The 13,045-nt window shown below is 59.3% G+C and carries 14 protein-coding genes; 4 read left to right on the top strand and 10 right to left on the bottom strand.

Annotated features, from left to right (window positions below; genetic code table 11):
- Positions 1-184: 184 nt before the first annotated feature.
- The 3 genes from NTD86_RS22975 to NTD86_RS22985 all read right to left on the bottom strand — a co-directional run bounded on the left by NTD86_RS22975 (position 185) and on the right by NTD86_RS22985 (position 3,205).
- Positions 185-1,240: a linear amide C-N hydrolase gene (locus NTD86_RS22975; RefSeq protein WP_262205680.1), complete on the bottom strand. Its 1,056-nt coding sequence runs from the start codon at positions 1,238-1,240 to the stop codon at positions 185-187.
- 23 nt (positions 1,241-1,263) lie between these two features.
- Complete coding sequence (locus tag NTD86_RS22980) at positions 1,264-2,058, bottom strand: hypothetical protein (protein ID WP_410017012.1); 795 nt, start codon at positions 2,056-2,058, stop codon at positions 1,264-1,266.
- A gap of 121 nt (positions 2,059-2,179) precedes the next feature.
- Positions 2,180-3,205 (bottom strand): GlxA family transcriptional regulator, encoded by a 1,026-nt coding sequence (locus NTD86_RS22985; RefSeq protein WP_262205681.1) that lies wholly within the window; start codon positions 3,203-3,205, stop codon positions 2,180-2,182.
- Positions 3,206-3,555: 350 nt separating this feature from the next.
- Between NTD86_RS22985 and NTD86_RS22990 the strand changes: the two genes are divergently transcribed.
- The 4 genes from NTD86_RS22990 (at position 3,556) to NTD86_RS23005 (ending at position 5,965) form a co-directional block, all read left to right on the top strand.
- On the top strand, positions 3,556-4,365 hold the full coding sequence (locus NTD86_RS22990; RefSeq protein ID WP_262205682.1) for an alpha/beta fold hydrolase: 810 nt from the start codon (positions 3,556-3,558) through the stop codon (positions 4,363-4,365).
- A 156-nt stretch (positions 4,366-4,521) separates the two neighbouring features.
- The gene (locus NTD86_RS22995) at positions 4,522-4,683 is read left to right on the top strand and encodes a hypothetical protein (RefSeq protein ID WP_262205683.1); all 162 of its coding nucleotides are present in this window, start codon (positions 4,522-4,524) and stop codon (positions 4,681-4,683) included.
- Between the two features lie 5 nt (positions 4,684-4,688).
- Positions 4,689-5,327: a helix-turn-helix domain-containing protein gene (locus tag NTD86_RS23000; protein WP_262205684.1), complete on the top strand. Its 639-nt coding sequence runs from the start codon at positions 4,689-4,691 to the stop codon at positions 5,325-5,327.
- A 116-nt stretch (positions 5,328-5,443) separates the two neighbouring features.
- Positions 5,444-5,965 carry a hypothetical protein gene (locus NTD86_RS23005; protein WP_262205685.1) on the top strand — a complete coding sequence of 174 codons (522 nt, stop codon included), beginning with the start codon at positions 5,444-5,446 and terminating at the stop codon, positions 5,963-5,965.
- A 255-nt stretch (positions 5,966-6,220) separates the two neighbouring features.
- Here the strand turns inward: NTD86_RS23005 and NTD86_RS23010 are convergent, their stop codons facing one another.
- Genes NTD86_RS23010 through NTD86_RS23040 form a run of 7 tightly spaced genes read right to left on the bottom strand, consistent with a single transcriptional unit; the run spans position 6,221 to position 13,044 of the window.
- Entirely contained in the window at positions 6,221-6,802 is a 582-nt protein-coding gene (locus tag NTD86_RS23010; protein WP_262205686.1) for a peroxidase-related enzyme, read from the bottom strand.
- Positions 6,799-7,314 (bottom strand): CMD domain protein, encoded by a 516-nt coding sequence (locus tag NTD86_RS23015; RefSeq protein ID WP_262205687.1) that lies wholly within the window; start codon positions 7,312-7,314, stop codon positions 6,799-6,801. Before NTD86_RS23015 ends, NTD86_RS23010 begins: the two co-directional genes overlap by 4 nt.
- A complete protein-coding gene (locus NTD86_RS23020) occupies positions 7,311-8,570 on the bottom strand; it encodes an acyl-CoA thioesterase/bile acid-CoA:amino acid N-acyltransferase family protein (protein ID WP_262205688.1) in 1,260 nt (419 codons plus the stop codon). Before NTD86_RS23020 ends, NTD86_RS23015 begins: the two co-directional genes overlap by 4 nt.
- Positions 8,570-10,138, bottom strand: a complete 1,569-nt coding sequence (locus NTD86_RS23025) for an ABC transporter substrate-binding protein (protein ID WP_262205689.1) — start codon at positions 10,136-10,138, stop codon at positions 8,570-8,572. Before NTD86_RS23025 ends, NTD86_RS23020 begins: the two co-directional genes overlap by 1 nt.
- Before the next feature lie 17 nt (positions 10,139-10,155).
- Positions 10,156-11,142, bottom strand: coding sequence for an ABC transporter ATP-binding protein (locus tag NTD86_RS23030; RefSeq protein ID WP_262205690.1), 987 nt, complete (start codon positions 11,140-11,142; stop codon positions 10,156-10,158).
- Positions 11,132-12,145, bottom strand: a complete 1,014-nt coding sequence (locus tag NTD86_RS23035; protein WP_262205691.1) for an ABC transporter ATP-binding protein — start codon at positions 12,143-12,145, stop codon at positions 11,132-11,134. The genes NTD86_RS23030 and NTD86_RS23035 overlap by 11 nt, the downstream gene beginning before the upstream one ends.
- Entirely contained in the window at positions 12,142-13,044 is a 903-nt protein-coding gene (locus NTD86_RS23040; RefSeq protein WP_410017013.1) for an ABC transporter permease, read from the bottom strand. Before NTD86_RS23040 ends, NTD86_RS23035 begins: the two co-directional genes overlap by 4 nt.
- Between the last annotated feature and the right edge of the window lies 1 nt (position 13,045).

Consider the following 13,045-nt stretch of genomic DNA (forward strand, 5'->3'; position numbering starts at 1 on the left):
GCTTTTCAAAGTGGCACGCCGTAAGGGCGTAACCTTAAGTGGCCGTTACGCCACATATGGATATGTACCTAGGCAATACGACAAAAAACACTGGGCTCATATCCATCGACTGCGCAACACCAATCTACAGATTTCCCCCTTACAAAAATCCTCCCAGATCACGACCAAAAAATCGCATGGCTGCTCAAGCCCCTTCAAACTTGAACGGCTTAGCCACTTCAAAGCGACCCGACACTTCACCAGAGAAGATGTTGCTCTGGTTCGGCCCCAGGTCGAGTTTTTTAACTTTGCCGGTGGCTTTGGAGAGGTCCAGCTTTTTAAGGTCTACCCAAAACGTGTTGGGAGTAATGGCCGACTCAAAAAAATACAGGCCTTGTTTATGGTCGATGACCGAGCGCCAACGGGTCGAGGAAATGTTCGGCTCGCCCGGCGTGGTGATGCCATAAGGCACCGACACGTTGCGGATCACGCTGAATACGCTGGCCAACGACAAACGCGCATCTTGATTTTTAGGCACCGCGTTCACGTAAAACGACGCGCGGGCAAAACGGTCCGCCGAGCGATTGGTACCCGGCAACATGACGGTGCCGCCAATCGCTTCCCAGTAGGCATTCATCGCCAACTGAGCGTCGAACGCAGGGGAGTTGGTCATGACCTGGTACTTGCGGCTGTGGTGGATCACTTGTTTGCCGTCGATGTACTCAATGATCGCGCTGTCACCCGAAGCATCCGACATGGACAGGTGCAACGTGGCCAAACGACTCTCACCCGGCACTTGCGCCGTTACCACGTTGAACGGCTCGGTCTTCAGCACCTCAACCGCTTCAGCCACGGTGCTGAAGTTGTCCAGCACGTACTGCGCCCAGGCGGCAATGCTCAAGCCCGGTTTGTCTTTGTTGAACGGCGGATACTCTGACTCCACCAGCCACAAGACGTTGGCGGCCAGTCCAGCTTCATTGACCCCATCGGTGGTGGAAATGTCGTAGCCGCTGGCAATCAGGCTGCCGTACTTGGAGGTCCATTTGAGCGATGAAGGCCCGACTTCGCCAGTGCGTTCCATGCCCTTGGGGAATACCCACAGATTGGTCGCGACGTCGGTTTTCCAGTCCATGGAACGGGCGGTGATCACGGTGTTATCGTCTCCCAGGTACACCAGCCGGGTGCACGCCTGGGCCAAAGGCAGTGAGAGCACAAACCCTGAGACCGCCAATACCAGCGCTTTGAGAACAGGCTTTTTCATTCCGTTGATCCTTGCAAAACAGATTAGAAACGCATGGACAGGCCCAGCACCGGGCCACGCTGAGTCACATCGTATTTAAAGGTGTTGCCGGTAAAGTCCCGGCTGCGATATTCCTGTGCGAGTACCCGATAACCGACCCGCACGATCGTGGGGTGCTCGAACAGGTACATCCGGTAACCCAGGTACGCCTGAGCGTTGTAGGTTTTCTTCGACGAGGTATCAAATCCGCCGGTGTCCGCCGCGCCAGACAGCGTCCAGCGATCCGTCAGGTCGGCCTGCATGCGCAAGCCCACAAAAGGGTCGGTCCACTCGGTTTTTTTCTTGGTGCTGTAGCCCAGCGGCTCAATGTCGACCTTGGTCGAGATTTTGGTCCAGCGCAGACCCGCTGTCGGCTCAACGCGCCAGCTTCGCGGCTCGCCAAACACTGTATTGCCGCCCAGAGCCTGCTCATAGACGCGGTAGTAAACGCCCCCCGCCAACGTGCTTTGAGTGATATCCAGGCCGATTTTCTGGCTGTAGACCCGCTCGGACTGACCGGTCTTGGCGTAGACCCCATCCAAGTAAAATCCCAGCGTGCGATTGGTGACTTCCAGGTTGCCCATGAAGACCCGGTTGAGATTATTGAAAATCTCGCGAAACCCCACATCCGCCTTGGCATCCACCCCGCCCAACGCAACCTGCCCGTTCATGGACGGCGCCCAGACAAAAGGGCTGACCAGCACCAGCCAATCATCCTTGTCGGTACTGGCTTTTCCCGAAGGCTCGTCGGCATTCGCCGTTGAGTAAACGCCTATCAAAGGCCAAGCAATGCACATCATTCTGAACATCTGCTTAGCCGCAACTAGCCTCAGTGTCATCGCTTTCGTCTTCCTGACCGCAAGTTCTAAATTTCTGACCACTGTGTATAGCACAGCCCATTTAAATCGCTACTTTGAGCGGCTATTTAACCAATCGCTTTTCCCTGGATGGCCGATAGCCGAAGTAGGCGCTATAGCATTTGCTGAAATGACTGGGTGAGACGAACCCGCAGGCCACCAGCACATCCACCTGGGACAGCTCGGTGTGCTGCAATAACCGCCGCGCCTCGGTGATACGCAGTTCCATGTAATAGCGCTGCGGCGTGGTGCCCAACTGCTCCTTGAACAACCGCTCAAGCTGACGCCGTGAGCGCCCCGCATACACGGCCAGTTGCTCCAGCTCCAGTGGCTCTTCAAGATTGGCGTCCATCAACTTCAAGACTTCGCGCAGCGGCGCACTGACGCTGACTTTTTCTGCGGGTTTGATGCGTCGATAACGTGATTCTTCAAACGCCAGAATGTCTTCGACGCCTTCAACCAGCGCTTTGTCGTGCAAGCTCTTGATCCAGGCAAGCGCCATCTGGATAGCTCCCGAAGGGCTGGAGGCGGTCAATCGGTCACGATCGATCACAAAAGGCTCGCTGGTCACTTGAGCCGCTTTGGACACTTCAGCCAGTGCCGCTCGATGCTCAGGATGGATCGCACACCGATATCCCTCCAGCAAACCCGCACGACCGAGAAACCACGCACCATTCCACAAACCGGCCAGGCCGACGCCCTGTTGCGCGGCCGTTTTAAGCAGATGGTTAAACGCCTCATCGCTTTTAAGTGCCGTCCGGTAGCCGCCGCAGACCACCAATAACTCCAGTTCGTTGAGCCCAGCAGCCTCAAGACGCTGATCGGGACGAATGACCAGCCCCAGGTCGCTGATCACCTCCCCTGCCGTCAGGCCGAAGGTTTGGGTGGAAAACAAACCCGGGCGTAACAGGTTGGCAGTGATCAAGGCATCCAGCGCCTGTGTGAAAGCAGGCAGCGAGAAGTGCTCGAGCAGGACAAAACCTACGCGGACCCTCGGCCCGGTTTCGCCAGAGGGCTCTTTTAAATAGCGCAGGTTCTTGCCTTGCATGGCCCCGCTAAATTGACGACGTTCCACCACGACTCCATCCATTTCGATAGGTTGATCAACACCCGCTCGGGTCGTTTCTCATGGCACCGCACCCAGAATAAAAACACGCCATTTGGCCAGGATCAGATCCCGTTTCATAACAAACCGCGCCGCAGGGGGGCGTTTAATCGGAAACACACCCTAGATTAACTTTCATAAAAAGGCCTGACGGCCTCGCATAAACTGGCCAGCCAGCATAAACGACCGAGCTTCAGTCGCCCGCGCAACCTGGTGACCGAGCCCTCAGTCATGAGCGAACGAATATAAGCATTTTTAATGCATTTCCCGCTCCTGCTCTGGCAGCCAGCTGGATATAAAGCCCCTTTTGATCACTAACGACGGAAATTGAAGCGATGCCTATTGCCATGATTGAAGGAAAACCCCTGCACTATCAGGACCAAGGTGCAGGCCCGGTTGTACTCCTTGGCCACAGTTACTTGTGGCACGGCGATATGTGGGCCCCGCAGATCCAGGCCCTTTCCCGACAGTTTCGAGTCATCACTCCAGAACTATGGGGGCATGGCGAGTCAGGTGAACTGCCTGATAAAACGCAATCTCTGGAAGACCTGGCAGGCCAGATGCTCGCTTTGCTGGATCATCTGAACATTGATCGTATCAATCTGGTGGGATTGTCTGTTGGAGGTATGTGGGGCGCGCACCTGGCCTTGATGGCACCGCATCGCATCAACCGGCTGGTGCTTATGGACACTTACCTGGGGCTTGAACCAGAGGCGACCCGCAAGTATTACTTCTCATTGCTCCAACTGATTGAAGACACGGGCACTATCCCGGAGCACTTGCTCGATGTGATAGCACCGATCTTTTTTCGCCCCGGAATCGACCAGAATTCGGCCTTGTACCAAGACTTTCGCACGGCACTAAAAAGCTTCCCCAAAGATCGTTTACTGAGCTGCATCGTGCCGCTGGGCCGCATCATCTTCGGCCGTGGTGATGCCCTGCAGAGACTCGCCAACCTTGATGGCCATTCCACGTTGATCATGTGCGGCGAGCAGGACACACCAAGACCGTCGGCCGAGTCGCAGATCATGGCGAATCTGATCGGTTGCCCGCTGATCCTGGTACCCGATGCAGGTCATATTTCCAGTCTTGAAAACCCTGAGTTCGTCAACGAACAACTGCTGAAATTCTTGGCGAAGGATTAAGGCGCAGAAAATCTGAAAGCCGCATGAAGAGTCAGGGTGAGCGGACATTTGTTAATTCCCAAAAAGAATTAACAAATGAAAATTCAGTATTTATAGAAATAAGAACAACGGATTAATGTGGGGTCATCGAGTTGCCACTGCACAAGAGATCTGCCCATGTCCGTATCTGCCAATGTGATTGATTTCGCTCTTTACCGAAAACGCCGTCAGGCACGTGCAGCGGCTGAGCTGATGTGGACTGCATACGCAGCACGTGCCGGGATCGCCGTATTTTTTGCCCCGCCACTAAGTTCGCCCAGCGATACCCGCCGGGCGTAACGTGGATGAATTACCTGCACACCGTTCCTGATCTGCCTGAACTGCCTTCCCCTGCCAAAGACTGTAATGCCGGCGACGATGACGCCATTGGCCAATGCGTCGCCCTTAACCTGCAACGCCTGCGCAGCAAACGCTATTTGTCACTGGATGCCCTGGCCCGCGCCAGTGGCGTCAGTCGGGCGATGCTGGCGCAAATTGAGTCCGGGCGCAGTGTGCCGTCGATCAAGGTGCTGTGCAAAATCGCCAAGGGGCTGAAAGTCTCGGTGGCCGCGTTTCTTGAAAATCGTGCATTTGAAGGGGTTGAGTTGCTGCCGGCGCAACAGAGCAAGCGACTGGTCAGTGCCAGTGGTGCGTTCACCAGCCGGGCGTTGTTCCCCTACGACAGGGCGCGCCAGTCCGAGTTTTACGAGATACGCCTCAAACCGTTGGGCGAAGAAGTGTCCGAGGGACATGGCCCCGGGATTCAGGAGAACCTGGTGGTGGCCCAGGGTGTCGTGGAAGTCAGCGTCAACGAAGAACGCTATTTACTCTCGACCGGAGATTCGATTCTGTTCTATGCCGACCAGCCCCACCGCTATCGCAACCCGGCGGACAGCGAGGCGGTGGCGTTTCTAGTGATTACCTACCCAGAGCGCCTGGATTAGACGCTGTTGTCGCTGTCGCAGGCTGCGATACGGGCCGCTAGCGACAAGCTAGCTGTCGCGCAGCCCATCGCAACCTCGTACCTCGTCAGCGACTACAGGGTGTGATGGGTTAGCAGGTGCAGCACATCATCGGCATGCCATTGCAGCTCATCATCATGGGCATGGCGCAGTCGTTCATCATTTTCATCATCAGCATGCAGCAGTTGTTCATCATCTCCATGCTCATGCCGGGCATCGGCATCATCATGCAGGTCATGCAATCAGCTTCCATCTTGCATTCCATGACGCACTTCATCATCGGCATCGGCATGCCCATTGGCATCATCATCGGCATGTTCATGTTCGACATGCTGTTCATCATCGCCATGCCGTCTTCGGACATGCACATCATCGACATGTTGGCGCACTGCATCATCATAGGCATGCCGCAGTTCATCATCATCGACATCATTTCAGCGTTGTTTTTGAACATCGCCATGTCCATGCCAGCGGCCGGCTTCATGGTGCACTTCATGCCCTTCTCGGTCATTTCACACTTCATGGTTGCCATCATCATCGGCATGCCCATCATCGGCATCATTGGCATGGCGTTGTTCATTGGCATTTGCATGGCGTTCATCATGTTCGAAACTCCGTAATCGACAGTCAGGTATAAAATCTGCGTTCGATTCTAGAGCGCCCCGAGGCTCGCGCAAGGTGACGGCCGAGCAGCAGAAATCGCCGTTCCACCGCTTATTTACCCAAGCAATACAGCCTTTAACGCTGCTATTGCGGGTAAATACTTGCTGCAACTGGAAATTCTGTCTGCTGCTGCAGCGATACCGACGCAATGGATATTCATTTGAGAAATATCCAAAGACCTGAAAGAAATAAACGGTCTAACCAATGATCAATCAAGGCCACACCGGTTCGCCCAGGTTGAGCATCAGGCGATTGGCCCAGGCAAAAATGGCAATGGCGTGGATCAAGTCGAGTATTTCACCGTCATTGAGCCCCTGCTCGCGCAATACCAACAGCTGCTCGGGCGCTAACTCGCCTGGCGCCAGGGTCAGGTCAATGGCGAACTGCACAATCGCCTGTTCCCGTGGCGTGATGCCCGCCGTGTGCGGGTCGGCGAACACCTGGGCGATAGCATCGTTGCGCTTGGCCAGTTGCTCGAACCGCTGGGCGTGCACCGAGGCGCAAAACACGCACTGGTTGATCCGCGACACCACGGCGCTGGCCAGTTCACGTTCGGCACGGGATAAACCGCCCGGCGCATACATGATCGCGTTAAAGGCCAACGAACGCTGGCGCAGCACTTGCGGCTGGTGGATGAGTGTCAAGTAATACTGCGACACCTTGGCCTGCGGGTGGCTCTCTTCCAGCACCGCCTGCTGCTCGGGGCTGGCCTGGGCCAAGTCGAGGGTCGGCAGCCAGGCTTTCCAGCCCAAGGTGCGGTTGGTGAAGCCTTGAATATCCAGTGGCTCACTCATTGTTCAGGCTCCAGTGCTTGCAGTGCGCTGAGGCCAGCCGCAAGGCGCACTTGGTAGGAAATAAAGGCGATCAACTGCCCCAGCGTGACTACATCAATGGTCTCAAGGCCTGCGGCCAACAATGTGTTGAGTGCCTCGCGGTCACCCTCGACCGGGTTCAGTACCAACGTGCGGGTAAAACCCAGAATCGCCTGCAAGCGCGGCGATTGCAGTCCGCCCAATGCGTCCTGCTCGACGGCCGCCAGAGTCTGCGCATCAGTGGCCAACAGGTGGAGCGGTTCGCGGTAATGCGCGGCCAAGGCTGCATGCGGGGTTAACCGGCAGGCATACCAAGCCACCAGCAAGCGCTCTTCCAGGCTGAGGTTGCCGGGCAAGTCGGCATCGAATAACGCCTCATAACTGCCTTGCGTGGCGCTGACCACTTTGCCCCTGGCCTGACGCAACTGTTGCACCGGGCCACCGGCCGTAAGTAACAACCGATCCAGCAGATCGGGTGTGGCGGAACTGTTCATTGCAACTCCTTGGATTGCGCCCGGCGTGCAGCCACGGCGTTATGCAGAAAATCCCTGACGGCCTGCCACGATTGCTCGTTGGCCTGGGCATTGGCTGGCGGATCGCCGTCGTCGCTGTAAGTGGCGGGTATGTACGGCAGCAGTATGCTGTGCCCGGCCTGCGGGTAATCGTGTTGCGCCACCGGCCACGGGTGCTCGAACCGGGCAAGGCGCTCGCTGACCATGTGTCCGAAACGGCTGGACGGCCAGGCGGCGTCATCGCCTGCGGTGAGCAACAGCACCGGCCCGCGAATGCGCTCTACGGCGATCCGCGCCCGCTCCACGGCATCTTCGTCTAGCAACGCTGTGTTCATCGACACGGCATTGCGCTGCCCGGCGTCACGAGCGGCCCACGAAGCATGCCGGTTGTGGTTCCACAGGTGCACCAAAGGCTCACCGCGATACAGCCAGGCCGGGCCATCACGGCCAACAGCCGGATCGGCCGCCGCTTGCCCACCATGCACCAGCGCACTGGGCACGTAACCGATCACAGCGCTCACCGAATCGGGGAACAGGCTGCCCAGCAACAGCACCAGTTCACCGCCGCGCGACTGCCCACTGAGGGCAATGAAGTCATGGGCCGGCGCCAGTTCGCGGCGCATCCAGGCCAGGCCCTGCTGGAAATATTCCAGCGGCGTGTTGGAGATGTAGTCCGACAAGCCCGGCGCCTTGAAATAGCCCAGCGCCAATGCGCTGTAGCCGCGCGAGGCATAGAGCGCGGCGCGGGCTTCGTTGATCCCGCCGCCCGAACCGTTGAGCACCATCACGGCCGGGTGCGGGCCTGCGCCGGCTGGCTGAAACAGGGTACCGACCAATCCGTCCTCACGGATGTCACGGCGGCTGACCCCGGGAGCAGCAAGACGCTGGATCAGGGTTATGTCTTGGTCACTGCCTTGCAGCAAAATGCGGGTCTGCAACGGCTCCAGCACCGCCTCTGGGAACACCGCCGAACTGCGCCCCTGTTCGGGCCGTTGACTCCACAACAGGCCCATGGCCGAGACGCCCGCGTAATCGCCTGCCACCGGCGCGTCCAGTGTCAGGTCAACCCGCCCCTGCGCATTGGCGATATAGGTCGCAGAACTGCACCAGCGCACGCCGTCGCCGCGCAGGGTTTGGCTTTTCAGGGTCACTCGCGCGCCCGCTGGCATGCCTTCGACGACGATGTGCCGTGGCTCATCGAGCAAACCGTCTACCGGGGTGATATGCAGCTGCGCCATTACTTTTTTTCCTCGGTGACCATCAGCGCCGTGGTGCGGTCACTGAGCCATGGATCAACCCGCAGGCCTTTACGCGCGGCCCAGATGTTCTGGTAATGGAACAGCGGCAACACGCCCACGTCGTCGGTCACCTGTTTCACCGACTCGCGCAAAATAGCCTCGCGCTTGCTGTCGTCAAACTCGGCAGAAGCCTGTTGCAGCGCCTGATCAACCAACGGGTTGCTATAGCGCCCCCAGTTCGAAGAGCCCAGGCCCTTGCTCGGGTCGGCCGTGGCCAGCACATTGGCCAATCCGTAACTCGCCTCGCCGGTGCCGTTGCCCCAGGCGATCACCGTGACGGCGTATTCGTTTTTGTTGGCGCGGCTGGCGTACACCGACCAAGGCACTACTTGCAGGTCCACCTTGACCCCGATGCGCGCCCAGAACTGCGCCACGGCCTGCAAGGTCTCCGGGGCCAACGGGTAGCGATCACCCGGCACATGCACGGTCAACTGGAAGCCGTCGGGATAGCCCGCTTCGGCCAGCAGTTTTTTCGCTTGCGCCGGGTCATTGACGATGTCTTTGACCGCCGGGTTGTAACCGAAGGTGTTGGCCGGCATCCACTGGTTGGCCTGGGTCACGCTGTTTTGCAGGATCCGCTCAACAATCGCCTTGCGGTTGATCGCCATAGACAGCGCCTGGCGGACCCGAACGTCACGCAACGGGTTTTCCGCCAGCGGCTTGCCCTGATTGTCACGAATAAACTCGTTGGGCCCCGGGCGGAAACTCGGCTGGATCAATAATGCACGCAGACCGGGGTAAGCGAAGACGCTGACACTGGGCGTCGCCCGCAGTTTTTTCACGTCCGAGGGCGAGACTTTGTCGATCACGTCCACGTCCCCTGCCAACAGCGCCGCCGTACGACTCGCCGGGTTGGCGATGTAGCGATAATCCACCGTGTCCCATGTTGCTGACTTGCCCCAGTAATCGGCATTGCGCTCAAACAGGGTGCGGTCGCCAGGAGCGTTCGAGACCAGCCGATACGGCCCGGTACCGATCATCGCCTTGCCGCTGTTGTAGTCCTCGGTACGCGATTGCTCACCGACATGGCGACTGACGATGTAAATCGAATCGATGTTCTGCAACAGCAGCGGGTTGGGCTCTGAGGTCTTGACCCGCAGCGTGTACGGATCCGGCGCGCTCACCGACTCGACGGTACGCAACGAACTGGAGTACGGCGCTACGCTGCCCGGGACATTGCGCGCCCGCTGCAGGGAAAACACCAGGTCATCGGCGGTCAGTGGTTGGCCATCCTGCCACTTCACGCCCTTGCGCAGGTAGAACTCCCACGTGGTGGCATCGATGTTTTTCCAGCTCTCAGCCAGCCCCGGCAGGGTCTTGTCGTCCCGGCGCTCCAGCAATGACTCAAACACATGCAAGGCCAGCGAGCGATCACCGGCGTGGTTGTTCAATTGCGGATCAAGCGACGACACTGGGTCGGCGTAAGCAATGCGCAAGGGCTGGGCACTCGCCCCCGCCGCGCTGGTCAACAGTGCAGCGGTCAGTAACGTAAGCAGCAGCGGTTTCATGGCATGTATCCGAAGGTTCAAGAAACAAGGTTGAGATGGCAGGCACTGACATGCCCCGGCGCCACTTCCCGCAGCGTCGGCGCCTGCTCACGGCATCGCGGCGTGGCGTGCGGGCAGCGCGGATGAAAGTGGCAACCGGATGGCGGGTTCAGTGGGCTCGGCATTTCGCCGCGAATGGCCTGATATTGGCTGCGCCGCAGTTCAAACCGCGGAATCTGCGCCAGCAAGGCCTGGGTGTAAGGGTGGTTGGCGCGACTGAACAAGTCGTCCACCGTGGCCGACTCCACCACTCGCCCCAGGTACATCACCACCACCCGGTCACACAGATGCTCGACCACGCCCAGGTCATGGCTGATAAACAGGTAGGTCAGGCCCAGTTGCTCGCGCAGGTCCATAAACAAGTTAAGGATCTGCGCCTGGATCGACACGTCCAGCGCCGCCACCGACTCATCGCACACCAGCAACTCGGGCTGCACCGCCAAGGCCCGGGCAATGCCGATGCGCTGACGCTGGCCGCCACTGAACTGATGCGGGTAACGCTGGCGCAACTCCGGACTTAACCCGGCACGGCGTAACTGCGCACTGACGTAATCGTCAAAGTCGCTGCGGCTGGTCAGGCCCTGCCTCAAGGCGCCTTCACCGACAATCCGGTCAACCCGCAGGCGCGGGTTGAGGCTGGCGTAAGGGTCCTGAAAGATCATTTGCACCTTGAGCCGCTCACCTGCACTTAAGGATTCATAGGGCTGGCCGGCGACCTTGACACTGCCGCTGGAGGCCGACAGCAAACCCGCGACCATGCGCCCCAAAGTCGACTTGCCGCAGCCTGACTCCCCCACCAGCCCCACCACTTCGCCCCGGGCGATACGCAGGTCAACATTGTCCACAGCCCGGGTCAAAGGCCGTGGCTGGCTCAGGCCCAGACGTTGCAGCAGGCCACCAGGCGCCTGACCAAACTGCTTGCTGACCTGGCGAAGTTCGATCAAAGGCACGGATTCATTGCCCATGGGCAGCTCCAGCTTCATAGACGGCGGGATGGAAGCAGCGCAGGCTGCGTCCCGGTTCAATTTCAACGGCGGGCGGCAATTCATTGCATGCGCTGCTGGCCCTGCTGCAGCGTTGGGCAAAGGCGCAACCGACAGGCATCGACAGCAGGTTCGGGGCCATGCCCGGGATCTGCCGCAAGCGCTGCCCGCGCTGATTTCGGCTCGGCAAGCTGTCGATCAGGCCTTGGGTATACGGGTGCAGTGGTCGGTCGAGCACGGCGTCGACACGGCCCTGCTCGACAATGCGCCCGGCATACATCACCGCCACTTCATCGGCCAACCCGGCCACCACCGACAAGTCATGGGTGATCCAGATCAGCGACGTGCCCTGCTCGCGTACCAGCTTCTGCACTTCGCCCAGGATCTGCGCCTGAATCGTCACATCCAGCGCCGTGGTGGGTTCGTCGGCGATGATCAGGTCCGGACGGTGCAACAGCGCTATCGCAATGGCGACCCGTTGGCGCATACCGCCAGACAACTGATGCGGGTAGGCGCGCAGGCGCTCTTCGGGACTGGCGATGCCCATCGACGCCAGGGTTTCACACGCGTGCCGACGCGCCTCGCGACGGCTCATCGGGCTGTGGGCGCGCACCGCTTCAATCATTTGTGCATCGATACGCAGCACCGGATTAAGGGTCATCATCGGGTCTTGAAAAATCATCGCGATCCGGTTGCCCTGCAAACGGCGCAGCTCTTTGGCCGACAACCGGGTCAGGTCGCGCCCCTGAAAAATGATCTGGCCGCCGCTGATTCGCCCCGGTGCATCCACCAGCCCGAGGATGGAAAACCCGGTCACCGACTTGCCCGAGCCCGACTCCCCCACCAGCCCCAGAATCTGCCCCGGCTGCAAGCGCAAAGACACCTCGCGCACGGCTGGCAACACACCGTCACGGGTATGAAACGACGTCGACAGGTTGCGCACCTCTAGGGTCGCGGGGCGCACGTCTTGCTCAAGTGCATTCATCGTTGCAGCCTCGGGTTGAGTACATCGCGCAGACGGTCGCCCACCAGGTTGATTGCGACGATGGTCAAGAGCAGTGCCAGGCCGGGGAACACGCTGATCCAATATTCGTCGCCGAGCATGAATTGAAAGCCGTTGGCGATCAGCAGGCCCAGCGACGGCTCGGTAATCGGCACGCCGAGGCCGAGAAACGACAGGGTCGCTTCCAGAGTGATGGCGCGGGCGATCTGCAAGGCGCCGATCACAATCAGCGGCGGCAGGCAGTTAGGCAGGATGTGCCCCACCAGAATCCGCCAGCGGCTAATGCCCTGCCCGCGCGCAGCCTCAACGTACTCGCGGCGGCTTTCTACCAGCGCCTGCCCCCGCGCCGTGCGGGCGTAATACGCCCACTCCAGTAGCACCAGAGTCAGCATCACGTTGCCCACGCCCTTGCCCAGCCAGGCGAGGATCATCAGCGCCATCAAAATCCCGGGGAATGACAGCAGCAGGTCCACCAGACGCATGATCAAGGCATCGACCCAGCCCCCGGCATACGCCGAAACCAGCCCGAGCACAGTGCCGACCACCGCAGCGATCAACGCCGAGCCCACGCCCACCAGTAAACTGATGCGCAAGCCATAGACAATCGCCGAGTACAGGTCGCGGCCCTGCCCGTCCGAGCCCAGCCAATAGGTGTAATCGCCTTCTTCGCTGTGCGAGCCAGGCGGCAGGCGCGCGTCGAGCACGTCCAGTTGCATCAGGTCGTAGGGATTCTGCGCAGTGATCCAGGGAGCCAAGAGCGCAGCCAGCGTGATCGACAGCAGCATCAGCAGGCCAATCATTGCCAACGGAGAACGCATAAAATCCAGCGCGCCGCGTTGCCACAGCGATTCAACGCGCAACAGACGCGGCGGGTTTTGCATT

The organism is Pseudomonas sp. 7P_10.2_Bac1 (assembly GCF_025465935.1).
Classification (GTDB): domain Bacteria; phylum Pseudomonadota; class Gammaproteobacteria; order Pseudomonadales; family Pseudomonadaceae; genus Aquipseudomonas.

What these genes read in the sequence shown, in the direction of transcription:
- NTD86_RS22975 (WP_262205680.1), bottom strand. Translation starts at nt 1,240, where the DNA reads ATGAAAAAGCCTGTTCTCAAAGCGCTGGTATTGGCGGTCTCAGGGTTT.
- NTD86_RS22980 (WP_410017012.1), bottom strand. Translation starts at nt 2,058, where the DNA reads ATGATGTGCATTGCTTGGCCTTTGATAGGCGTTTACTCAACGGCGAAT.
- NTD86_RS22985 (WP_262205681.1), bottom strand. Translation starts at nt 3,205, where the DNA reads ATGGATGGAGTCGTGGTGGAACGTCGTCAATTTAGCGGGGCCATGCAA.
- NTD86_RS22990 (WP_262205682.1), top strand. Translation starts at nt 3,556, where the DNA reads ATGCCTATTGCCATGATTGAAGGAAAACCCCTGCACTATCAGGACCAA.
- NTD86_RS22995 (WP_262205683.1), top strand. Translation starts at nt 4,522, where the DNA reads ATGTCCGTATCTGCCAATGTGATTGATTTCGCTCTTTACCGAAAACGC.
- NTD86_RS23000 (WP_262205684.1), top strand. Translation starts at nt 4,689, where the DNA reads ATGAATTACCTGCACACCGTTCCTGATCTGCCTGAACTGCCTTCCCCT.
- NTD86_RS23010 (WP_262205686.1), bottom strand. Translation starts at nt 6,802, where the DNA reads ATGAGTGAGCCACTGGATATTCAAGGCTTCACCAACCGCACCTTGGGC.
- NTD86_RS23015 (WP_262205687.1), bottom strand. Translation starts at nt 7,314, where the DNA reads ATGAACAGTTCCGCCACACCCGATCTGCTGGATCGGTTGTTACTTACG.
- NTD86_RS23020 (WP_262205688.1), bottom strand. Translation starts at nt 8,570, where the DNA reads ATGGCGCAGCTGCATATCACCCCGGTAGACGGTTTGCTCGATGAGCCA.
- NTD86_RS23025 (WP_262205689.1), bottom strand. Translation starts at nt 10,138, where the DNA reads ATGAAACCGCTGCTGCTTACGTTACTGACCGCTGCACTGTTGACCAGC.
- NTD86_RS23030 (WP_262205690.1), bottom strand. Translation starts at nt 11,142, where the DNA reads ATGGGCAATGAATCCGTGCCTTTGATCGAACTTCGCCAGGTCAGCAAG.
- NTD86_RS23035 (WP_262205691.1), bottom strand. Translation starts at nt 12,145, where the DNA reads ATGAATGCACTTGAGCAAGACGTGCGCCCCGCGACCCTAGAGGTGCGC.
- NTD86_RS23040 (WP_410017013.1), bottom strand. Translation starts at nt 13,044, where the DNA reads ATGCAAAACCCGCCGCGTCTGTTGCGCGTTGAATCGCTGTGGCAACGC.